Below are 21,379 nucleotides of genomic sequence, written 5' to 3'. Positions count from 1 at the left end.
TACTCCACCACGCGGCGCCAATTGACGCCGATCGGCAGGTCGTGCTTGTCCTTGCAGGCGATCTGGCAGGCCTTGCAGCCCGTGCAGAGCTCCTGGTCGAAGTGGAAGCCGTAGTTACCCCCGGCAACGGCGTAGCTTGCCGAGTCCTTGTCAGTCATGATTCCCATCGAGATCACGCCTTCTCAACTTGAACGAGCGCCGTGTGCCCCGGGTTCCCCTTGGCGAGGGGGGAGGGGTGGTACTTCATGAGCGTGTTGATACAGCCGCCTTCGTCGACGCCGTCGGCGTTCGGCTTGTACCACGCGCCCTGCGGCAGGGACACGACGCCGGGCACGATGCGCGGAGTCACGCGCGCCTCGGTCTTGACCTTGCCGCGGTCATTGAACACGTAGATCGTGTCGCCGTGGGCGATGCCGCGAGCCTCCGCGTCTGCGGGGTTGATCCACAGCATCTGCGGGTGCAACTCCAGACCCTTTTCGAGGTTCGCGTAGCTGGAGTGGGTGCGGCCCTTGTAGTGGTGAGCGATGCACTGCAGCGGGTACTTATCGTTCGTACGGGCCTCGGCCTGGCCCTCCCACGTCTCGAGGTACTCGGGGATCGCGGTGACGCGGTCGCCCGCGCGCTCGCCCTCGAAGACCCACGTCTTGGAGTATTCGTACAGCGGCGCGGAGAAGATGTCGATCTTGCCCGACGCCGTCTCCAGCGGGTTCGCCTCGGGATCCTCGCGGAAGTCCTTCATGGCCACCCGGTGCTTGCCGGAGTAAGCGCGGAAGACGCCGACCTCGGGCCAATCCTCCTCGGTGGGGAAGCCCTCCACGTTGGCGCGGGTCTCATCGATGAGCCACCGGCGCCACTCCTCCTGGGTGCGGCCCTGGGTGAACTCCTGCTCGATGCCAAGCCGGCGCGCGATCTCGGTGCACATTTCGTAGCCGGTCTTCGCGTCGTACAGCGGCTCGATCGCCTTGTCGCCCCAGATCGCCCAGCCCATGTCGCCACACGAGGCGCCGGGGATGATGTCGATCTCCTCGAAGTTTGTGGTGGAGGGAAGGACGATGTCGCCCCAGTCGCAGCTGGCGGTCCACTGGTGGTCAATCACCACGATGAACTCGCATTTCGTGTCATCCCGCAACGCCTCTTGGGTGTAGTGGATGTCGTTGTGCTGGTTGATGAGGGCGTTGGAGGCGTTGACCACCATGAGCTTGATGCCCACGTCCAGCTTCTTCTTGCCGCGCACGCCGTCCTTTTCGGCCGTCATCGACGGTCCGTCCATGATGGCGTCGGGCCAGTTGAAGCAGGAGATCTGCGTGCTCACGGGCGGCTTTTCGCCGTCGAAGAGCGGGAATGCCTTGACGGGCAAAGTGGTGTTGCCCTCGCGGGCGCCGTTGCCGCCGCCCGGGATGCCGATGTTGCCGGTCACGGCGGCGAGGGTGAAGACCGCGCGCGCCGTTCTCCCCGTTCGCGTGGCGCTGCAGGCCCCAGCCCTGGGTGATCGCGCACGGCTTGGCGTTCGCGATCTCGCGGGCGAGGCGGCGGATGGTCGTCGCCGGAACGCCGGTGATGTCCTGCGCCCACTCGGGGGTCTTCTCGATGCCGTCGGCCCCCTTGCCCTCGATGTAGGAGCGGTAGGAGTTGTGCGGCGGGATGCCCTCAGGCATGTGGTCCTCGTCGAAGCCGACGCAGTACTTGTCGAGGAAGTCCTGGTCCTGGAGGTTCTCGGAGAGGATCACGTGGATCATGCCGGCCACGAGCGCGGCGTCGGTGCCGGGCTTGATTGGCACCCACTCGTCGCCCACGGCCAGCGCAGTCTCTGAGTAGCGCGGGTCGATGATGATCGTCCGGATCCCGTACTCGGACTTCGTCTTTTGCACGACGGCGAGCTCGCCGCCGCCCGACATGCGGGTCTCCAGCGGGTTATTGGCGAACATGACCTGAAGCTTGGAGTTCTTCACGTCCTCGAGCGAGTTGGACGGGATCCAGCCGCCATAGTGGAACAAAGTGCCGGCCGTGAGCTGGGCCGTGGAGTAGTCGCCGTACTGGCCGAGGTAACCACCGTAGGTGTTGAGCAGGCGCGGCCAGGTGCCGCGCTTCGTGATGTTGCCGCCGGTGGAGCCGGAGCCGTAGTGATACCACAGGGCTTCGTTGCCGTAGGTTTCCTTCACGCGCTTGAGTTCGGAGGCGATCGTGTCGAAGGCCTCCTCCCACGTGATCTCCTCCCACTTGCCCTCGCCGCGCTGGCCCACGCGCTTCATCGGCTTCTTGATGCGATCGGGGGAGTAGATGCGCTCGCGCTGGTTGCGACCGCGCACGCACGCCCGGATCTGGAAGTCGCCAAATTCGTCCGAGCCCGTGTTGTCCGCGAGCACGCGAACCACGGCGCCGTCCTTGACCTGGAGGCGCAGCGGGCAGCGGGACTGGCAGTTGGCCAGGCAGGCGTTCCACACCGTCTTATCCACGCCTTCCATGCCGTCGGTCTGAGCGGCCACGGCAGGAGTGGGGAGATGAGAGGTGGTCGCAGCGAGGCCAGCTACTCCGGCAGCCACGCCTGACCACTTGAGAAATGTTCGGCGAGACGGGCCAGTCGTCCCGTCTAGCTTCGGGGGCAGAGTCTGAGTCATGCCGGTTCTCCTTATCGAGTCGGTCCGCCCCGGGGTGCCGGGGTCATGTTCCGAATCTATCTGCTAAAAGACAGGTGTTTAACAGTGACGACCCGCCTACCAGGATTTTTGTGGCCCAATGTCTGATTTGCCCGAAATAAATAGGTGATAGTTTGGTTTCTAATATGCGGCTGCGCCGGGGCGGCAGGGCCGAAGGGACGGGGCGGCAGGGTGTCGTCGTCGGTATAATTCCTGCCAGGAGGCACGATGGAGATGAACAACGACCCGCGGTACGTGCGCGTGCGCGGGCAGCTGTGTGACGCGGCGCGCCGGCTTGCCCTGACCAAGCCGGCGGATTCCATCACGGTGGCGGAGCTAACGCGCGAGGCCGGGGTGTCGCGCACTACCTTCTACCAGCACGGGGATTCGCCGGCGCAGTTCGTTGCGGACATGGTGGTCGACGTGCTGCAGCCCTACCTTGACGAGCTGATCGACGCCGTTGCCACCCCGAACGAGAACTACCTCCTGCGCTGGCGGGAGACCTACGTGCGGATGCTAACCGAGCTGCGCGAGCACCGGGAGTTCCTGAGCGCGCTGTTCGCCCCGAATCAGCCGGTGGTGGTCGGGCACATTACCCGCCGTCTGGCCCTCATCTTCGACGCCTACGTGGACGAGTTCACCTCCCACCTGCGCGAGGAAACCGTGTCGAACCTGTGGACGGCGATGGCCACCACCCAGCAGGTGTACAACCTCATCACGGTGCTGGTGGCGTGGCTTGGCACGGACATGAAGGAGAGCCCGGACGTGGTGGTCAACACCTACCTCTCTCTCGCGCCGCCCTGGCAGCTGGCGCGCTTCCAGGATGATGGCACGGTGTCGCTACGCCGCCTGCGCGCCATTTCCGACATCGCCGCCGGCGCCCGGGGCCGCAAGCTGTAAGTGGTGCCACGGCGCGGCGGCTCGACACGTGCCGCGGGGCGGGCTAGGCTGTGGGTAGTCTTTAAGGCGGTCAGAGAACCGGCAAGACGCCTCGCTTCTGCCCTGCCTTCTGGCGGGGCTTTTTTCTGCCAGGGGTACGGGCGCGGCACCGCGGCAACGCGTGCCTGAGCGACGCGCGGCACCGCGCTCTCTTTCCGCGAGGGAAGGAGAAGGAATGACCACCGTGCTCGACGCGCCGGCAATCGGCCGCTCCCTCATCCGCATCGCCCACGAAATCCTCGAATCCACGCGCGGCACCGACGGCCTGGTGCTGGTGGGCATCATCAACCGCGGCGACACCATTGCCCGCCACCTCGCCACCATGATCAAGCGCATCGAGGGCGTGGAGGTCCCGGTCGTCCACCTCGATATCACCGATTTTCGTGACGACGCCCGCCCGGCCAGCGCCCAGCCCGCGCGCCCCGCGCCCGGAGCGGCTGAAGGTGACGACGCGGGCCGCGGTGCCGGCGTTGTGATCCCGGACCTAACGGGAAAGAAGGCGGTGCTGGTCGACGACGTCCTCTACACGGGCCGCACCGCGCGCGCCGCGATGGACGCGCTGCTCTCGGCCGGCCGCCCGTCGCGCATCTGGCTGGCCGTCCTGGTGGATCGCGGGCACCGCGAACTACCCATCCGCGCAGACTTCGTGGGCAAGAACGTGCCCACGCACGCGGCCGACAAGGTCGTGGTCAAGATCGAACCCACAGACAAGCAGACCTCGGTTGAGGTTGTGGAGGTTTCCCGATGAGTATCCTGTCTACCCGCCACCTGATGACGATGGACGACCTGTCCATCGCCGACATCGAAACGATCCTCGACCGCGCCGACCTGCACGCCGCCGCCAACGCCTCCGGGCCGGGCACCAAGAAGCACGGCAGCCTGCGCGGGCAGACGATCGTCAACCTCTTCCTGGAGCCCTCCACTCGCACCCGCACCTCCTTCGAGATCGCGGGCAAGCGGCTCGGCGCGGACGTCATCAACATCTCCGGCTCGGCGTCCTCGATCGCGAAGGGGGAGTCGCTGGTGGACACCGCGCAGACCCTCGACGCGATGGACACCGACATGGTGGTCATCCGGGCGCGCGCCGCCGGCAGCCCCCAAATCGTGCGCCGCAACATCCGCGGCTCGGTTATCAACGCCGGCGACGGCAAGCACGAACACCCCACCCAGGCCCTCCTCGACCTGCACACCATGCGCGCCAACTTCGGCCGGATCGCGGGTCTGCGCGTGGCGATCGTGGGCGACATCGCGCACTCGCGCGTGGTCGGCTCGCTCGCCCGCGTGCTCGGCCGGCTCGGCGCGAGCGTGGTGGTGGCCGGCCCGCCCGCCTTCCTGCCCGCCCGCCCCGACGTGCTCGGTGTGGAAGTGGCCGCTAGCGTGGACGAGGCGATCTACGGCGCCGACGTCGTCTACCTCCTGCGCATCCAGCTCGAGCGGCTCGGCAGCCTGCAACTCCTACCCTCGTTACGCGAATACGCCCGCTTCTGGGGTATGAACTCGCAGCGCCTGGCCGCGCTCGCCCCACACACAGTCATCATGCACCCCGGCCCTATGAACCGCGGCGTGGAAATCACGCAGGAGGTGGCCGACTCGATCCCGGCCCGCGTGCTCAACCAGGTCAACTCGGGCGTGGCCGTGCGGATGGCCATCATGGAACTTCTCCTCGCGAACTGTGCCGAGGATCTGTCCCCCATCGCCGCGAAGGAGCTGGTCAATGCGTAAGATTCTGCAGGGTGCGCGGGTCGTGGACCCCCAGGTGGGGCTCGACGCCGTGGCCGACATTTACGTCCGGGACGGCCGGATCGTGGCGATTGTTGTCGACGTCGACGGGCCGGCGAACGCCGAGGGATCGGACGCGGCGGGAGCTTCGGACGCGGCGGACGCGGTCGGCGTCGTTGGCGAATGGGCGGAAGTCGAGCGGGTGGACCTGCGCGGCAAGGTGGTGCTGCCGGGACTGTTCGACATGCACGTGCACTTCCGCGAGCCCGGGCAGGAGCACAAGGAAGATATCCTCACCGGCTCGCGCGCGGCGGCCCGCGGCGGCTTCACCGGGGTGGCGACCATGGCGAACACGACGCCGGTGGTGGACAACGGCAAGCTGATCGAGAGGCAGATCGAGCGTGGCGAGGAGGTCGGGCTCGTGGACATCTTCCCGATCGGTGCCGTGACGAAGGGGCTCGAAGGCAAGGAGCTCGCCGAGATGGGCGAGATGGCCGAGGCCGGCGCGGTCGCCTTCTCCGACGACGGGCACGGCATCCAGCACGGCGGGCTCATGCGGCTCGCGCTCGACTACGCCAAGGTGTGGGACCGGCCGATCATCACGCACTCGCAGGATGATGCGGTGGTCGGTAGCGGCGTCGTGAACGAGGGCGTGGTCTCTACGCGGCTGGGGCTCGCCGGCTGGCCTGCCCAAGGGGAAGTGGTGCAGATCTTGCGCGACGTCGAGCTGGTGAGGCTGACCGGCGGGCGCATGCACGTGGCCCACATCTCCACGGCGCCCGGGGTGGAGGTCGTGCGTGAGGCGAAGGCCGCCGGGCTGGATGTGACCGCCGAGGCGACACCGCACCACCTATTCCTCACCGAGGACGACATCACCACCGAATACGAAACGTACCTGAAGGTCAACCCGCCGCTGCGCGCCCACGCTGACGCGGAGGCGCTGGCCCAGGCCGTGGTGGACGGGACGATCGACGTGATCGCCACCGACCATGCCCCGCATGCTGCGCATGAGAAGGACCTCGAGTTCGAAAACGCGCCCTTCGGGATGATCGGGCTGGAGACCTCGCTTCCGGCCGTGTTCACCGGGCTCGTGCAGCCCGGGCGGATCGGGTGGGACCGCGTGGTCGAGCTCATGGTGGCGAGCCCGCGCGAGATCCTGCGGCTCGCACCCCAAAAGATCGAAGCCGGGGCCGAAGCCAACCTGTGCGTGTTCGACCCCGAAGGGACCACGCCGGTGGACCGGGAGCATTTGGCCTCAAAGTCGGCGAACTCCGGGTTCTGGGGGCGCGTGCTCCACGGCGAGGTGTGGGGCACCATGCTCCGTGGGGAGTTCACCTACCGCGAGGGGGCGGTGGCCAAGTGAGCGAGATGGCTGGCGGCGTGGCTGGGGCTGCGGGAGACGGGGATATGGCCGGGGCGGCCGGGCGCGTCATCGTGGCCCTCGACCTGCCTGAAGGCGAGGCGCTCGCGCTCGCGGACATGCTCCCGCGCGGGGCGTGGCTCAAGGTGGGCATGACCCTGTTCTACGCGGCCGGGCCGCGCATTGTGACCGAGCTGAAGGCACGCGGATTCCACGTTTTCCTGGACCTCAAGCTCCACGACATCCCACACCAGGTGCGCGAGGCCAGCGCCGTGCTCGGGGAGCTCGGCGCGGACCTGCTCACCGTGCACGGCGCGGGCGGCGCCGACATGGTCGCCGCCGCCCGTGAAGGCCTGACCCGCGTGGGTGCCCCCACGAAGATTCTGGCTGTCACCGTGCTGACTTCGATGGACGCCGCCGGTTTGGAACAGATCGGCGTGGGGCGGGCCCTGCCGGACCAGGTGCGCGAACTCGCGCGAGCCTCTTATGCGGCGGGGGCGGACGGCGTCATCTGCTCACCGCTGGAAGCGGGCGACCTGCGCGGCGTGCTCGGCCCCGAGGCGCTTATCGTCACGCCCGGGGTGCGGCCGGCTGGCGCGGACGTCGGCGATCAGTCGCGCGTGGCTACGCCCGGCGCGGCGGTCAAGGATGGGGCGAGCCACGTGGTGGTCGGAAGGCCGATCACGCAGGCCGCGGACCCGGCGGCGGCATTTGAGGCAATCGCCGCAGATATCAGGGGGAACAATGCTCACTAACGATGAGATTCTGGCGCGCGTGCGCGAAACCGAAGCGATCCGGCACGGGCACTTCGCGCTGACGAGCGGACGGCACTCCGACACGTACATTCAGTGTGCGCGGGTGCTCGAATCGCCGGACGTGACGGCCGCGCTCGCGCAGGAGGCGGTGCGGCGGCTGGACGTGGAGGTCGACATAGTGGCCTCGCCGGCCGTGGGCGGCATGCTGTTCGGCTTCGCGGTGGCGCTCGCCCTGCACAAGCGCTTCGTGTTCACCGAGCGGGTGGACGGCGCGATGCAGCTTCGGCGCTCCTTCGAGATCCCGCGCGGGGCGCGCGTGCTCGTGGTGGAGGACGTGGTCACCACCGGCGGGTCCGTGGCTGAGGTCGTGGCGCTCGTGGAGGCGGCGGGCGCCGAGGTGGTGGGCGTGGTCGCGCTCATCGACCGCAAGACCGAACGCAAGTTTACCGCGCCCTTCTACCCGCTGCTCTCCCTACCCACGGAATCGTGGGCGCCGGAGGAGTGCGGGCTGTGCGCGGCGGGCGAGGAGCTGGATTCGCCGGGCAGCCGCCGGCTGTAGCCGGCCGGTACCCGGTTGTACCTGCCGAAAACGTCCCTTCGCGGGACGATTGTAATATTTTGGACGATTCCGGGCCGATCTCCTCATATAAGAAGATCGGCCCGGAATCGTCCAGTGAATTCAAATCCGGCCCGGCGGCGCCCCGGTCCGCCGGCCCAGTGCGCCCGGCCTTAGAGCGCCGCGATCTCCCTGATGAGGGCCGGTCCGCGGTAGATGAACCCGGTGTAGAGCTGGATGGCTTTGGCGCCGGCGTCGAGGGCGGCGGCTGCGTCGGCGGCGGTCATGATTCCGCCCGATCCCACGACGTCGACGCCCGAGTGCTCAGCCACGTACCGGATCACCTGCAGGGAGCGCCGGGTGAGCGGCGCGCCGGACAGTCCGCCCGTCTCGGCGGCCGCGGAGGAGCGTAGGCCGGCGGGCCGGGCGTTGGTGGTGTTGGTGGCGATGAGCGCGTCCACGCCCATCTCCTCGGCCACGCCTAGCACGCCATCGATCTCGAGCCACCCCATGTCGGGGGCGATCTTGAGCCACAGCGGCAGCCGGTCGCCGGCCCGCACCTCGTTGAGTGCCTGGAGTAGGTCGCGTAGTGCGGCCGGGTCCTGCAGGTCGCGCAGCCCGGGGGTGTTGGGGCTGGAGACATTGATCGCCACGTAGTCAGCCACGTCGGCCACTTCGCGCAGGCAGTCGACGTAGTCGGTGATGAAGTCCTCGTTCGGCGTGGTCTTGTTCTTGCCGATGCTCATGCCGATCCGCAGGCCGAGCGCGTAGTTCCCGCGCTTCACGCCCCACGCGCGCAGCCGCCCGGCGCCGGCCGCTGCGCCCGGGTTGTTGAAGCCCATCCGGTTGATGATTGCCTGGTCTTGTGGCATGCGGAACATGCGCGGTTCGGGGTTGCCGGGCTGTGGGTGCGGTGTGAAGGTGCCGAGCTCCGCGCCGGCGACCCCGAGCGCCGACCACATCCGCGCCGCCTCGCCCGTCTTGTCCAGGCCGGCGGCGAGTAGCACGGGGTGGCGGAACTCCACACCGCCTGCGCGCACGGGCTTGGTCGGCACGCGCAGCACGGGCAGGTTGGCGGAGATCTGCGCGCCGAAGCTCCCAAGCAGCCCGCCCGACGCCCCCAGCGCCCGCATCATGAGGTCATGGATCTCCTCGGGGTCCTTGCGAAACAGGAGTGGCCGCGCGATCCGCTCATAGCCAAACGCCGACGACGCCGTCACCGCGGCCCTCGCCATCTTCGCCGCGTTGTCGAGTGTGAAGTCCATGTGCGCACCTTTCGGCGTGGTTCAGCCAGTTCACCTCAGTTTACCGGCAATGCCCGCGCTCCCCGCTCCTTCTCATCCCCTGGCCGGCGAGATCTCAGTTTTCGGACGACGCCGTCCGCGCACTCGCCGCCGTGCCTTCCAGTCACGCCTCGCCCCACCCTGCCCGGCCGCTCCAGGATCGACGCAAGGTTGGCGCGAAGTCACGGTTCCGGCGTCGTCGGAACCCACCCTTGCCCCGCTCCCCAAAGTTGAGCGGAAGTGACTCAAGAAATAGTCACAGGTATTGACGAAACTTTCTCGAGCGCCTTATCCTGTATTCGGAACAAAACATAGAAGGGGTTGCGGGCTGCGGGCCCGAATCCGAAAGAAGGAGTTACACATGGCACGTGCAGTTGGTATTGATCTTGGTACCACCAATTCCGTGGTCGCTGTCCTTGAGGGTGGCGAGCCCACGGTTATCGCGAACGCGGAGGGCATGCGGACCACCCCGTCGGTGGTGGGTTTTTCGAAGACGGGCGAGGTGCTGGTTGGTGAGATCGCCAAGCGCCAGGCTGTCGCTAACCCGGACCGCACGGTTTTGTCGGTCAAGCGCCACATGGGCGATTCGTCGTGGAAGGTCGCAATTGACGACAAGTCCTACACCCCCCAGCAGATCTCGGCCTACATCCTGCAGAAGCTGAAGAAGGATGCGGAGACGTACTTGGGCGAGCCGGTCACGGACGCCGTTATCACGGTCCCGGCCTACTTCAATGACGCGCAGCGTCAGGCCACGAAGGACGCGGGCCAGATCGCCGGCCTCAACGTCCAGCGCATTGTCAATGAGCCCACGGCGGCGGCGCTCGCCTACGGCCTGGAGAAGGGCAAGGAAGATGAGATGATCCTCGTCTTCGACCTGGGCGGCGGTACGTTCGACGTGTCGCTGCTGGAGGTCGGCAAGGATGACGACGATTTCTCGATCATCCAGGTCCGCGCCACCTCGGGCGACAACAAGCTCGGTGGCGATGACTGGGATCAGCGCATTGTGGACTGGCTGGTGTCGCAGACGAAGAACGCTTACGGCGTGGACCTGTCGAAGGACAAGGTGGCAGTCCAGCGTCTCAAGGAGGCCGCTGAGCAGGCGAAGAAGGAGCTGTCGTCGGCAACCTCCACGAACATTTCGCTGCAGTACCTGTCGATGTCTGAGAACGGCCCGATCCACCTGGATGAGACGCTCACCCGCGCCAAGTTTGAGGACATGACGCGCGATCTGCTCGAGCGCACGAAGGCACCGTTCAAGAAGGTCATCGAGGATGCGGGCATCAAGCTGTCGGAGATCGATCACGTGGTGATGGTCGGCGGTTCTACCCGTATGCCGGCCGTGACCGAGGTGGTCAAGGAGCTGACGGGCGGGCGCGAGCCGAACAAGAGCGTGAATCCGGACGAGGTCGTGGCCGTGGGCGCTGCCCTGCAGGCCGGCGTCATCACGGGCGACCGCACGGACGTCCTGCTCATCGACGTCACCCCGCTGTCGCTCGGCATCGAGACCAAGGGTGGCGTGATGACCAAGCTCATCGAGCGCAACACGGCGATCCCCACCAAGCGTTCGGAGGTCTTCTCCACCGCTGAGGACAACCAGCCGTCGGTGCTCATCCAGGTCTACCAGGGCGAGCGCACCTTCGCGCGTGACAACAAGCTGCTTGGCACGTTCGAGCTGTCCGGCATTGCGCCGGCCCCGCGCGGCATCCCGCAGATCGAGGTCACCTTCGATATTGACGCGAACGGCATTGTCCACGTCTCCGCGAAGGATCGCGGCACGGGCAAGGAACAGTCCGTCACGATCACGGGCGGCTCGGCCCTGTCGAAGGAGGACATCGAGCGCATGGTGAAGGAGGCCGAGGAGAACGCGGCCGAGGACGCCAAGCGCAAGGAGGAGGCCGAGGTCCGCAACTCCGCGGAGCAGCAGTCCTACTCGATCGAGAAGCTCCTCGATGAGAACAAGGACAAGCTCGACGATTCCGTGACCAGCGAGGTCCGCGCCGCTGCCGAGGCGGTCAAGGAGGCCCTCAAGGGTGACGACGTCGAGGCGATCAAGTCCGCCCAGGAGGAGCTGAACACGAAGGCTCAGAAGATCGGCGAGGCGCTCTACGCCCAGGCCCAGCAGGAAGGCGCCCCCGGCGCTGAGGGCTGGACGGATGCGGCGAACGCGGCTCGTGATGCCGAGGATGACGTGGTCGACGCCGAGATCGTTGACGACGAGGATTCCAAGAACTAACGCGGGCTGAAGGGCGCGGCGTGTTACGCCGCCCCTTGTCCGTACAGGCATTCGGAGAAAGGAATGGGCATGACGAACGAGGATTTCGGTGGCCAGCCCGATGAGCAGATGAACGACGTCGCCCAGGCCCCCGATCAGGCGGCGCCCGAGCAGGACACCACCCAGCCCGCCACGGGCGCGGGCGAGGACGCAACCGGGCAGACCGACGTCGTTGGCGAGCTGTCCGAACTGGACCAGGCGCTGCTGCGCGTGGCCGAACTGGAGGAGGAGCTGGCGCGCCGCAAGGCCGACCTGTACAACCTCGGCCAGGAATACAACGGGTACGTCAAGCGCTCGAAGGCGGAGGCGCGCGTGCAGTACGAGGCGGGGATCACGAAGGTGATCGACACGCTGCTGTCCGTGCTCGACGACGCCGCCCTCGCCCGCCAGCACGGGGACCTCACGGGGCCCGCCGGCGCGGTGGTGGACAAGCTCGAGCAGACGCTACAGACGAACTTTGGGCTCGAACGCTACGGCGAACCGGGCGACGAGTTCGACCCCGAGCATCACGAGGCGCTGATGAACACCACGTCGGCGGATGTGGAGGTCCAGCAGGTCGCCCACATCATCCAACCCGGCTACAAGCAGGGCGAGAAGGTTGTGCGGCCGGCGCGGGTCGGCGTCGTGAGCCCGGAGTAGAAGACGAACAGTGACGGAAGGCAAGGAGGTGAAGAATGGCAGCTAGTCAGGATTGGATGTCGAAGGATTTTTACGCGGCGCTGGGGCTGAAGAAGGACGCGACCGAAGCCGAAATCAAGAAGGCCTACAACACGTACGCACGCAAGTACCACCCGGATCGCAACCCGGGCGACAAGGCGGCGGAGGAGAAGTTCAAGGCCGCCTCCGAGGCGTACCAGGTGCTGTCGAATGCGGAGGACCGCAAGCAGTATGACGCGATCCGTTCGATGGCCGGCGGCGGCGCGCGATTCTCACCGGGCGCCGGCGGGTTCGAGGACATCTTTTCGAACTTCGGCGGCGGCAACGTGCGGTTCACCGCGAATGGGGCGAATCCGGGCTTTGAGGACATCCTGTCGCAGATGTTCGGCCAGGGCGCGCCGCAGGCAAACGGCCAGGGAGGCTTCGGGTTCTTCGGTTCACGACGCCGCCCGGAGCGTGGCGCCGACGTGGAGACGTCGATTTCGATCCCGTTACGTCATGCGGTAGACGGCACCACCGTCACCGTGACGAGCGGCGGGGAGAAGGTGACCGCGAAGATCCCCGCGGGGATCGCGAACGGCCAAAAGATCCGCATCAAGGGCAAGGGCGGCCAGGGGCAAAACGGTGGCGAGCGCGGGGACGTGCTGGTCAAGGTCACCGTGGAGCCGCACCCGGTCTACGATCTGGACGGGCGGGACGTGTACGTCAACGTGCCTGTCTCGTTCGATGAGGCGGCGCTGGGCGCCACGATCGAGGTGCCCACGCTCGAGGGCAAGCAGGTCAAGGTCAAGGTGCCGGCCGGCTCCAGCTCGGACAAGGTGATGCGCGTGCGCGGGAAGGGGCTCGCCTCCCACCACGGGGCGAAGGGCGACATGTACGTGCGCCTGAAGGTCGTGGTGCCGAAGCGGCTCTCGGACGAAGCGCGGGCCGCCGTGGAACAGTTCCGCGACGTGACCGCCGACGCCGATCCGCGGCGCGAGTTCGATCAGATGGCTAGGATTTAAGGGAGGCCTGCCGGGAGGTCGGCGGGCCGAGAGTCAAGGAGGTGAGTGATGGCGAAGGTATCGAAGTCGGCACCCATTTTGTCGGTGACGGTGGCTGCGGAGCTGGCGGGAATGCACGCCCAGACGGTGCGCCAGTATGACCGGATGGGGCTTGTCACCGCTCACCGCACGCGAGGCGGGGGCCGGCGATACTCGCTGGCCGACGTCGAGAAGCTGGTCGAGATTCAGCGCCTGTCCCAGGAGGAGGGCGTGAGCCTGGCCGGCATCGCGAAGATTTTTGAGTTGCAGGCACGGCTGGAGAAGGCGGAGCGGGCGCGGGAGCGGCTCGAGCGGGAGAACGCCCGGATGCGGGCCGCCCTCGAGCTGCTGCGCGACGAGCTGACCCGCCGCGACTCCCGCCTGAACAGGGTGTTCGCCGCGGACCCGTCCGGCGACGTGCTCATGGCCGAACGCTTCGAAGACCTGCGCTCGGCGCTGCGCGAGCAGATGGAGCGCGAGCGAATGGTCGCCGGCAACGACGTGGTGCTCTGGCGCCCGCGCTACCTCGTCCCGCAGGGGCTGTTCTAACCCGTGGGCGAGATGCCCGTGGGTTGGCTGGCCGGAATGCCGGGGGAGGCTGGGCGTGAGCCGGGGCGCAAACCTGGCGACGCAATTGTGCAAGCGCGTGGGCGCGAACTTGGCCGTGCGGCCGGGCGCGAGATACTGACGGCCGGCCGGCTGCGGTCGGCGCTCGCGGCTGAGCTGGATCCGATTGTGGACGCGGGGCACCCGCTACCCGGGAAGGGCATGCGCCGGGCGGCCGTGCTCATCCTGCTCGACGCGGCGGACGACCCGGCCGTTCTTCTCACTCAACGCGCCGCCCACATGCGCAAACACGCAGGTCAAGTGAGCTTCCCGGGCGGGAGCATGGACCCGGGGGAGAGCGAGGTGCAGGCCGCGCTGCGCGAGGCCTGGGAGGAGTGTGCGATCCCTGGCGAGGGCGTGCAGGTGTGGGGCCAGCTGCCGGCGAGCTCCCTGCCCGTGACCTCTTTCTCGGTAACGCCCGTGGTAGGCGTGTGGGACTCGGCGCTGACGCTTGAGCCGGTGGCGAGCCCTGCCGAGGTGGAGGCGATCCACCTGGTGAAGGTGGCCGACCTTGCCGACCCCGCCAACCGCGGTAGCTGGCACCGGGCGGCGGCCGGCCGCGAGTATGGCGGGGCGGCCTTCCAGGTGGGCGACCTCGTGATCTGGGGCTTCACCGCCATGCTGCTGGATGGCCTGCTGGTCGTGGCCGGGTGGTCACGCCCGTGGGACACCGAGCGCCGCATCGCCGTGCCCCGGCGCTTCGGCGGCTGGGACTAGTGCGGGCCTTGGGCGCCGGCCCTGGGTTCCGGGCCCGCCAACCTTTGGTGCTGGGCCCGCCAGCGATTAAAGATATCTGGACGATTCTGGGCCTATCTTCGCATATGACAAGATCGCCCCGAATGCGTCCAAGAAATCTTAATTGGCCTGGGCCGCCTGGGGCGCCCGGGGAACTTGCCCGGCGGGGAGGGTGTGCGGGACGTCCGAGAACACGCCTGTGACTCCCCAGTTGAACAGTTCGTTGGCGCGGGCCGGGCTGTTGACCGTCCACACGTTCACCCCGTAGCCAGCGTCACGGAAGGCGCGGACCATCTCGCGGGTGAGGCCGCGGGAGTCGGGGTGGATGTGGTCGGCCTCGAGGAGCTCGAGCACCGAGCGCCAGTCCGGCCAGAGGTTCTCTCTCACGAACAGTGCGCCGATGGAGAGGTGGGGCGCCTTCGTCTTGACCTCCCGCAACAGCAGGTGGTTGAAGGACGAGATGATGAGCTTCGGGCCGTCGAGTCGATCGAGCTCCGCAAGCACGTTGTCCACCAGCAGGTGGCTCATCTGGGCGCCGGCCTCGTTCGACTTCAGCTCGATGTTGGCGTTTATGCCGGTGCCGTTCATGAAGTCGACCAGTTCGCGCAGCGTGGGGATCGGCTCCCTGGCGAACTCGGGGGAGAACCAGGAGCCGGCGTCGACCTCGGCAAGGTCGGCCTTGGCGAGCCCGTAGTACGAGCCGGAGCGGTTGGTTGTCCGATCCAGCGCTGTGTCATGAATGAGGATCGGCGTGCCGTCCCCAAGGATGTCCACATCGGTCTCGAGCCAGGTCAACCCCCGATCGGCGGCCGCCTTGAACGCCGCCATCGTGTTCTCGGGCGCGAGCCCGCTCAACCCACGGTGTGCGAAGATTCGCCTTTCCACGTTCAATCACCCATTCCTTCCCCCCCTCTTATCTTAGTGGCCCCAGCCGTGCCCGTGCGGGACTCCAACTCAGGCCGGGCATGCTACCCGCGCCAGAGCCGGCGCCGACAAGTCGCGCCTGACCTACCCGAGCAGCTCGGGTGCGTGCCACTCCTTGCCGAGCACGTGCTGATCCACGAACGCCATCACGGTCTGGTACCACACCAGCGAGTTGGAAGGCTTGAGCACCCAGTGGTTCTCATCCGGGAAGTAGAGGAACTTGTGCCCGCGCACCTTCGCCACCCGGTTCAGCGCCTGCCACAGGGCGTGGCTCTGCCCGATCGGCACGCGGTAGTCGCGATCCCCGTGGATGACGAGCATCGGCACCTCGATTTGCTCCGCGAAGCGGTGCGGGGAGTAGATCGCCTCCTGTGTGGGCATCATCCACTCGTACCATCCGCCGTTATCGGTGGTGCCGGCCATCTGGCCCACATTCCACAGCGAGGCGTGGCTGATGATGCAAGAGAAGCGGGTGCCTGTCTGCCCGGCCATCCAGTTGGCCATGTATCCGCCGTATGAGCCGCCGAGTAGCGCCGTGCGCTCACCCGAGATATCCGCCCGGGCCTCGGCGGCATCCACGAGTGCGAGGATGTCGGTGTAGGGTGCGTCGCCGATTGCGTCGTTGCCGCGGTCGATCATGTGCTGGCCATACCCCGTGGAAATCGCCGGGTCCGGCAGGAGCACCGCGTAGCCCTTCGCCGCGAATGGGCCCGGGTTCCAGCGCCACGTCCAGTCATTCCACGTGCCCCATGGGCCACCATGCACGAAGACGAGCAGGGGAGCCGGCGCCTCCGCACTGGCGCCCTCCGGCAACCAGAGCCAGGCGCGCACTTCCGTGCCGTCCTCGCCGTGGGCCGTCACCTCATCGAGCCGGCCCGGCGCCTGGACCGCCGGCGTCAGCGGCGCGAGCTCCTTAACCGTGCTGTCGAGTGCCACGCTAACCGGGCAGGGCGGCTGGTTGATCGCCGAACGCAGCGCGTAGATCGTGCCCTCCCGCACGCCCACGTTCGTGTACGCGAAGTCGTCATGCGTCAGGAGCGAGGCCGTGCCCTTCTCCAGATCCACCACGTACAACGACTGCCGGCCCCTGCGCGGGGCGCCGAGCACGAAGGCGGACTCGCTCAGCCACGCCACCTCGCTCGGCCAGTCGCCGAACTCAACCCGGGTGCGCTGGCCGCTGCCCCGGTCCCAGACCTCTGCCCAGGATTGCAACGGCTGACCGTCCACGTTTCCCGACTCCACGAAAACCACGGCCCGCGTCCCCTCCGGCGAGTAGCTGCCCGCCGAATAGGAGCGGTAATCGGGCACGTCCTCCCGCTCGCGCGGGGCAATCGCCACCTCCCGCGCCTCACCCGAGGCCAGCTCCACCTCCCACACCGAGAAGACCTGCTCGGTGGAATCCTTCACCGTCTGACTGATCGTTACCAGCGCCCGCGCACCATCAGGCGAGAACGCCACGCCCGCCAGCCGGCCCGCCGGCGTGGGTACGTGCCGAAGCTTCACCTCCGAGGTGGGCAGCTTCGACTCGCCACCGGCCGCGTCTCCGGCCTCACCAGCCGCGCCGTGTTCACCACTCGCACCGTGATCTCCGGACACACCCTCAGCCGCGGCGCCATCCGGCACGCCGCCCTCCGGGCCCTCCACCGAGAAGTCCTCCAGCTCCGGCGCGTCCGCCACGAACAGCTGGGGGTAGGCCGGCCCGAGGTCGTGATCCCAGAATCGCACGGGGAAGGCCTCATGGAGGATGGCGCTGACCCCGCGTTCCTTGCGCTCGGCCACGAGCTTCGCATCCTCCTCCAGCGAGTGCCCCGGGAACACGTTGACCGTCAGCAGCAGCTTGCCGCCCTCGGCCGTCACCGAGCCGATCGAGCCGGGCGTGCGCAGCACCACCCGCGCCTCGCCGCTTGGCGGTAGCATCCACAGCGCGTTCGATTCGCCTTCGCCGCGATCATCATCCCGGCCGGAGGTGAAGTACACCTCCCCGCGCTCGCCGATCGCCATCAGGCCCTCGCCCTTGACCGAGCGGGTGAGCGTGCGCGGCGCGCCGCCCGTGATCTCCACCAGCGTGGAGACATACTTATCCTTCTTTTTCGCCAGCCGCGCCACGGTGGCGACCGTGCGCCCGTGCCGCGTGGCAAGCGAGGTCACGCGAGGCTGCGCAATGAACTGTTCCATCGAATCAAAAATCGTCATGCCCTCATCCTAAAACGCCCCTCCGACACTTTTTCTGCCGCCCCCCTTTTCCCGCACTAATCCAAGGCAAACGGTTCGGCCGGGTAGTCCCCGAGCCTGCGCACAATGCGCGCTAGTTGCTCGGCCGTTCGCCATCCGCCGTTGAAAATCTGCGTGCCCGGCCCAAACAGCCGCCCGTTCGCCAACGGCCCGGCGTCTACCGGCGCAAATCCCAGCGCGTCAACGATCCGTGCGGCCGCAAGCCGGGCTTCGACGTCGTCGGCGGCAACACACTGCCCGCGGCGGTAGCCGGTGGAGTGAGGGCGCGCGTCGAAGGCGAGGTCCGAATACGCTAGGTGGTTGAGCGTCTTGACCACGCGCGCGGCGGGGAATAACTCCTGCGTGATCAGGCTCGACGCCCGCGGCTCGCGCGCAAACCGGCTCGCGGCGTCGAGGCGCGGCCAATAGTTCCCGACGTCGATCGCCAGCCTCCCGTCCAGCGCCTCGGCCGGGATCGTCTCCAGTGCGGACAGTGGCACGGCGAGGAAAATGGGCGCCTTGGCGGGAAGATTTTTGATGTCAACGACGTCGATCGCGCGGGCCTGCGCCCCCAGCGTGGCGGCGAGCTCGGTGGCCGGACGACGCGCGGCGACCCACGGCGTCGTGCCGATTTCGAAAAAACGCTCAGCGAGCGAAATACCCATGAGACCTGCACCAATGATGATGGCGCCGCGCCGGAATTCTTCCATAAAAGTCCTCCCTTATTCCATCTTATAGTTCGTGTGTGAGGATGTATGGTTGTTAGACGCCAAGGTGAACAAGGATGTTAACCAAGCGGACACTTTTTTGTCGGACCCGGCAAGTATTGTTGCGATTAAGGCGTGCAATTACGTTTGAACATCACACGAAGGGAAAACTGTGAAACGCAGAAACACTCTAGTCGCGGCCCTCGCCGCTACTGTGCTTGCCCTGCCGCTGGCCACGCTGCCAGCGCAGGCGGACTCCACGGGCGCGACCGACCTCATCATCAGTGAATATGTTGAGGGGTCAAGCAACAACAAGTACATCGAGCTGTACAACGGCACGGATGCCGAGATTGACCTCAGCCAGTACACCATGGAGCTGTACACGAACGGTGCCACCACCACGAAGAACCCGCAAGCGCTGTCCTCCACGCTTGCGCCGGGTGCCACGTTCATCCTCGCCAACTCGCAGGCCAAGATCCATGGCTCGATGGCCGTGCTGACGAGCAGCGTCACTAACTTCAACGGCGATGACGTGCTCGTGCTCAAGAAGGGCGACCAGGTGGTCGACTCGCTCGGCCAGATTGGTGACACCGCGAAGTTCGGCGAGAACAAGACTCTGATCCGCAAGCCGAATGTGACTGCTGGAGACACGAACCCGAACGACGCCTTCGACGTGACCGTCGAATGGAACGCGAAGGGGATTGACGACATCTCCGACCTGGGCAAGCACACTATGAACGGCTCGGGCGCGCTCGATCCTGATCCGGACCCGGATCCTGAACCCGACCCGGATCCGCAGCCTGAGCCACAACCTGGCAACGTCGTAGCGATTGCGGACATCCAGGGCACGGGTGACAAGACCCCGCTGGAGGGTAAGACCGTGACCACGGAGGGCGTCGTTACGGCGCTCTACACCACGGGCGGCTTCAGTGGCTTCTACATGCAGACGCAGGGTACGGGTGGCACCCATGACGGCAACGCCTCGCACGGTATTTTCGTGTTCGACGCCGGCTTGAAGTTCTCCAAGACCCTGGCCAAGGGCGACTTCGTGCGCGTGACGGGCACGGCCGCCGAGTACTATGGTCTGACGCAGCTCAAGGACCTCACCGCCGTGGAGAAGATGGCGAAGGACGGCGTCGTGGATACGAAGCCGGTGGTGCTGAACGAGTTCCCTGTGGGGAATGAGGCTCGTGAGAAGTACGAGGGCATGCTGGTTGATATCAAGGCCCCGATGACGATCACGAACAACTACCTGCAGAACAATACGAGCAAGAACAAGACGATCTTCACGGCGCGTTGGGGCGAGCTCGGCCTGACCCCGGGGGATAAACCTCTGCGTCAGCCCTCGGATCTATACAACCCGGCGAAGAACCCGACTGAGATCGCTGCTCTCAATGAGGACAATGAGTCTAAGCTGATCAACCTCGACGACGGCATCTCCTTCGATCTGGTTAACTTCAAGTACGCGAACCACCGCATCCCGGTGGCGTACCTCGATGTGAAGAACCCGGCACGCGCCGGCGCGCAGGTGAACTTCCTGCAGCCGATGATCATCGATTACCGCGACAACACCTGGAAGATTCAGCCCACCGAGCCGGTCAACGTTGAGGGTGCGGAGGATAGCTTCAAGGACAACTCGGTCAACTGGGTGTCCTTCTCCAACAACGAACGGCCCTCTGCGCCGGAGAACCTGGGCGACGTGTCGCTGGCCACCTTCAACGTGCTGAACTACTTCATCACCACGGGCGACCAGCTGAACTGCAAGGGTTACCAGGATCGCGCGGGCAATCTCATTACCGCTAACGGCTGTGATGCCCGCGGCGCGGCCGATGCCGTGAACCTCAAGCGCCAGCAGGACAAGATTGTCACCGCGATCAACCAGCTCGACGCGAGCGTGGTTGGCCTCGAGGAGATTGAGAATTCCAAGAAGTTCAACAAGGATCGCGACGCCGCGCTCGATACCCTGGTTGCCGAGTTGAACAAGGGCGCAGGTACGGATAAGTGGGCGGCCGTGAAGTCGCCGGAGCAGGTTCCGGCTAGCGAGGACGCAATCCGTCTGGCGTTCATCTACCAGCCTGCGAAGGTTGAGCCGGTGGGCGCGTCCAAGATCCTGATCGGGAGCGCGGACTTCACCGGTAAGGCCCGTGAGCCGCTCGCGCAGGAGTTCCAGGCTCTCGATGCCAATGGCAAGACATCGGGCAAGTCTTTCGTGGCTGTCGCGAACCACTTCAAGTCGAAGGGCAGCCTCTCGGATAAGTCCGATACCGATGTCTACCAGGGCAACAACAACAAGTTGCGCGTGAAGCAGGCCCAGGCCCTACTTGCGTGGGTGGAGAAGGAGTTCGCTGGCAAGCCGATCTTCCTGCTCGGAGACTTCAACGCCTACTCGGCTGAGGATCCGATCCTTGCGATGGCCGATAAGGGTTACACCGATCTTGCTCCTAAGTTCGCTCCGGAGAAGCAGACCTACCAGTTCTCGGCTTACCAGGGCTCGCTCGATCACGTGCTGGCGAACCAGATGGCTCTTGACCTTGTGGTCGGCGGCGACATCTGGGACATCAACGCGGACGAGCCGCTCGCCTTTGAGTACTCGCGCTACAACTACAACGTCAAGTACAAGGAGCTCTACGACACCACGGCGTTCCGCTCGTCGGATCACGACCCGATCAAGATCAGCCTCAAGGTTCTTGAGAATGTCGAGCCCGAGGCGCCGGTAACCCCGAAGGCGCCGACTATGGATGGCGCCGGTATGGTCACGATCCCGACCGTTGAGGGTGTGGTTTACAAGGTCGGCGATCGGGAGGTCACCGGAACTGTTGAGGTGAAGCCTGGCCAGACTGTGACGGTGACGGCCGAGCCCGCGGAGGGCTTTGAGCTGGCCGCGGATGCGGAAAAGTCGTGGGACTTCACGGTGAAGGCGCCGGAGCCCGGACCTGATCCCGAGCCGGAGCCTGAGCCTGGGCAGTGCGTGGTGATGGATCGTCCGGTTACGCCGTCGCG

General features: G+C 66.4%; 17 protein-coding genes and 1 pseudogene. 12 read left to right on the top strand and 6 right to left on the bottom strand.

Annotated elements, in window-relative coordinates:
* The coding region (locus HMPREF3167_RS09385) for a 4Fe-4S binding protein (RefSeq protein WP_168160563.1) at nucleotides 1-158 on the bottom strand (158 nt) is incomplete at its 3' end.
* A gap of 17 nt (nucleotides 159-175) precedes the next feature.
* A pseudogene (locus HMPREF3167_RS03560) lies at nucleotides 176-2,578 on the bottom strand (molybdopterin-dependent oxidoreductase); the annotation flags it as partial.
* Between the two features lie 283 nt (nucleotides 2,579-2,861).
* Between HMPREF3167_RS03560 and HMPREF3167_RS03555 the strand changes: the two are divergent.
* From HMPREF3167_RS03555 to pyrE, 6 genes are all read left to right on the top strand, one after another.
* A complete protein-coding gene (locus HMPREF3167_RS03555) occupies nucleotides 2,862-3,533 on the top strand; it encodes a TetR/AcrR family transcriptional regulator (RefSeq protein WP_070445545.1) in 672 nt (223 codons plus the stop codon).
* A gap of 214 nt (nucleotides 3,534-3,747) precedes the next feature.
* Complete coding sequence (pyrR, locus tag HMPREF3167_RS03550) at nucleotides 3,748-4,320, top strand: bifunctional pyr operon transcriptional regulator/uracil phosphoribosyltransferase PyrR (protein ID WP_062614075.1); 573 nt, start codon at nucleotides 3,748-3,750, stop codon at nucleotides 4,318-4,320.
* Nucleotides 4,317-5,294: an aspartate carbamoyltransferase catalytic subunit gene (locus HMPREF3167_RS03545; RefSeq protein WP_201783176.1), complete on the top strand. Its 978-nt coding sequence runs from the start codon at nucleotides 4,317-4,319 to the stop codon at nucleotides 5,292-5,294. The genes pyrR and HMPREF3167_RS03545 overlap by 4 nt, the downstream gene beginning before the upstream one ends.
* A complete protein-coding gene (locus HMPREF3167_RS03540; RefSeq protein WP_068538553.1) occupies nucleotides 5,287-6,654 on the top strand; it encodes a dihydroorotase in 1,368 nt (455 codons plus the stop codon). The genes HMPREF3167_RS03545 and HMPREF3167_RS03540 overlap by 8 nt, the downstream gene beginning before the upstream one ends.
* Before the next feature lie 5 nt (nucleotides 6,655-6,659).
* Nucleotides 6,660-7,406 (top strand): orotidine-5'-phosphate decarboxylase, encoded by a 747-nt coding sequence (pyrF, locus tag HMPREF3167_RS03535; RefSeq protein WP_244899231.1) that lies wholly within the window; start codon nucleotides 6,660-6,662, stop codon nucleotides 7,404-7,406.
* The gene (gene pyrE, locus HMPREF3167_RS03530; protein WP_062614072.1) at nucleotides 7,396-7,965 is read left to right on the top strand and encodes an orotate phosphoribosyltransferase; all 570 of its coding nucleotides are present in this window, start codon (nucleotides 7,396-7,398) and stop codon (nucleotides 7,963-7,965) included. The genes pyrF and pyrE overlap by 11 nt, the downstream gene beginning before the upstream one ends.
* 170 nt (nucleotides 7,966-8,135) lie before the next feature.
* Here the strand turns inward: pyrE and HMPREF3167_RS03525 are convergent, their stop codons facing one another.
* On the bottom strand, nucleotides 8,136-9,227 hold the full coding sequence (locus HMPREF3167_RS03525) for a quinone-dependent dihydroorotate dehydrogenase (RefSeq protein ID WP_210382959.1): 1,092 nt from the start codon (nucleotides 9,225-9,227) through the stop codon (nucleotides 8,136-8,138).
* 379 nt (nucleotides 9,228-9,606) lie between these two features.
* Here HMPREF3167_RS03525 and dnaK point away from each other — a divergent pair, with 379 nt between their 5' ends.
* From dnaK to HMPREF3167_RS03500, 5 genes are all read left to right on the top strand, one after another.
* Nucleotides 9,607-11,478, top strand: a complete 1,872-nt coding sequence (gene dnaK, locus HMPREF3167_RS03520) for a molecular chaperone DnaK (RefSeq protein WP_062614071.1) — start codon at nucleotides 9,607-9,609, stop codon at nucleotides 11,476-11,478.
* Between the two features lie 69 nt (nucleotides 11,479-11,547).
* Complete coding sequence (locus HMPREF3167_RS03515; protein ID WP_168160822.1) at nucleotides 11,548-12,156, top strand: nucleotide exchange factor GrpE; 609 nt, start codon at nucleotides 11,548-11,550, stop codon at nucleotides 12,154-12,156.
* Nucleotides 12,157-12,191: 35 nt separating this feature from the next.
* Nucleotides 12,192-13,178: a DnaJ C-terminal domain-containing protein gene (locus HMPREF3167_RS03510; protein ID WP_068538556.1), complete on the top strand. Its 987-nt coding sequence runs from the start codon at nucleotides 12,192-12,194 to the stop codon at nucleotides 13,176-13,178.
* 48 nt (nucleotides 13,179-13,226) lie between these two features.
* On the top strand, nucleotides 13,227-13,745 hold the full coding sequence (locus HMPREF3167_RS10125) for a heat shock protein transcriptional repressor HspR (RefSeq protein WP_062614068.1): 519 nt from the start codon (nucleotides 13,227-13,229) through the stop codon (nucleotides 13,743-13,745).
* Nucleotides 13,746-13,757: 12 nt separating this feature from the next.
* Entirely contained in the window at nucleotides 13,758-14,519 is a 762-nt protein-coding gene (locus HMPREF3167_RS03500; RefSeq protein ID WP_246783064.1) for an NUDIX hydrolase, read from the top strand.
* Nucleotides 14,520-14,657: 138 nt separating this feature from the next.
* Here HMPREF3167_RS03500 and HMPREF3167_RS03495 read toward each other — a convergent pair whose 3' ends face one another.
* From HMPREF3167_RS03495 to HMPREF3167_RS03485, 3 genes are all read right to left on the bottom strand, one after another.
* Nucleotides 14,658-15,422 (bottom strand): glycerophosphoryl diester phosphodiesterase, encoded by a 765-nt coding sequence (locus HMPREF3167_RS03495; protein ID WP_062614111.1) that lies wholly within the window; start codon nucleotides 15,420-15,422, stop codon nucleotides 14,658-14,660.
* 123 nt (nucleotides 15,423-15,545) lie between these two features.
* Entirely contained in the window at nucleotides 15,546-17,654 is a 2,109-nt protein-coding gene (locus tag HMPREF3167_RS03490; protein ID WP_070445536.1) for an alpha/beta hydrolase family protein, read from the bottom strand.
* Nucleotides 17,655-17,710: 56 nt separating this feature from the next.
* Nucleotides 17,711-18,382 carry an NADPH-dependent F420 reductase gene (locus HMPREF3167_RS03485; RefSeq protein ID WP_070445533.1) on the bottom strand — a complete coding sequence of 224 codons (672 nt, stop codon included), beginning with the start codon at nucleotides 18,380-18,382 and terminating at the stop codon, nucleotides 17,711-17,713.
* Between the two features lie 169 nt (nucleotides 18,383-18,551).
* Between HMPREF3167_RS03485 and HMPREF3167_RS03480 the strand changes: the two genes are divergently transcribed.
* Nucleotides 18,552-21,379: ExeM/NucH family extracellular endonuclease (locus HMPREF3167_RS03480; protein WP_148132380.1), on the top strand; the 2,828-nt coding region annotated here is incomplete at its 3' end.

Source organism: Trueperella sp. HMSC08B05, assembly GCF_001808405.1.
GTDB classification, from domain to species: Bacteria; Actinomycetota; Actinomycetes; order Actinomycetales; family Actinomycetaceae; genus Trueperella; species Trueperella bernardiae.
This window is presented reverse-complemented; position numbering and strand designations above follow the sequence as displayed.

Coding starts and splice junctions, on each gene's coding strand:
- HMPREF3167_RS03555 (WP_070445545.1), top strand. CDS start 2,862: ATGGAGATGAACAACGACCCGCGGTACGTGCGCGTGCGCGGGCAGCTG.
- pyrR (WP_062614075.1), top strand. CDS start 3,748: ATGACCACCGTGCTCGACGCGCCGGCAATCGGCCGCTCCCTCATCCGC.
- HMPREF3167_RS03545 (WP_201783176.1), top strand. CDS start 4,317: ATGAGTATCCTGTCTACCCGCCACCTGATGACGATGGACGACCTGTCC.
- HMPREF3167_RS03540 (WP_068538553.1), top strand. CDS start 5,287: ATGCGTAAGATTCTGCAGGGTGCGCGGGTCGTGGACCCCCAGGTGGGG.
- pyrF (WP_244899231.1), top strand. CDS start 6,660: ATGGCTGGCGGCGTGGCTGGGGCTGCGGGAGACGGGGATATGGCCGGG.
- pyrE (WP_062614072.1), top strand. CDS start 7,396: ATGCTCACTAACGATGAGATTCTGGCGCGCGTGCGCGAAACCGAAGCG.
- HMPREF3167_RS03525 (WP_210382959.1), bottom strand. CDS start 9,227: ATGGACTTCACACTCGACAACGCGGCGAAGATGGCGAGGGCCGCGGTG.
- dnaK (WP_062614071.1), top strand. CDS start 9,607: ATGGCACGTGCAGTTGGTATTGATCTTGGTACCACCAATTCCGTGGTC.
- HMPREF3167_RS03515 (WP_168160822.1), top strand. CDS start 11,548: ATGACGAACGAGGATTTCGGTGGCCAGCCCGATGAGCAGATGAACGAC.
- HMPREF3167_RS03510 (WP_068538556.1), top strand. CDS start 12,192: ATGGCAGCTAGTCAGGATTGGATGTCGAAGGATTTTTACGCGGCGCTG.
- HMPREF3167_RS10125 (WP_062614068.1), top strand. CDS start 13,227: ATGGCGAAGGTATCGAAGTCGGCACCCATTTTGTCGGTGACGGTGGCT.
- HMPREF3167_RS03500 (WP_246783064.1), top strand. CDS start 13,758: ATGCCCGTGGGTTGGCTGGCCGGAATGCCGGGGGAGGCTGGGCGTGAG.
- HMPREF3167_RS03490 (WP_070445536.1), bottom strand. CDS start 17,654: ATGACGATTTTTGATTCGATGGAACAGTTCATTGCGCAGCCTCGCGTG.
- HMPREF3167_RS03485 (WP_070445533.1), bottom strand. CDS start 18,382: ATGGAAGAATTCCGGCGCGGCGCCATCATCATTGGTGCAGGTCTCATG.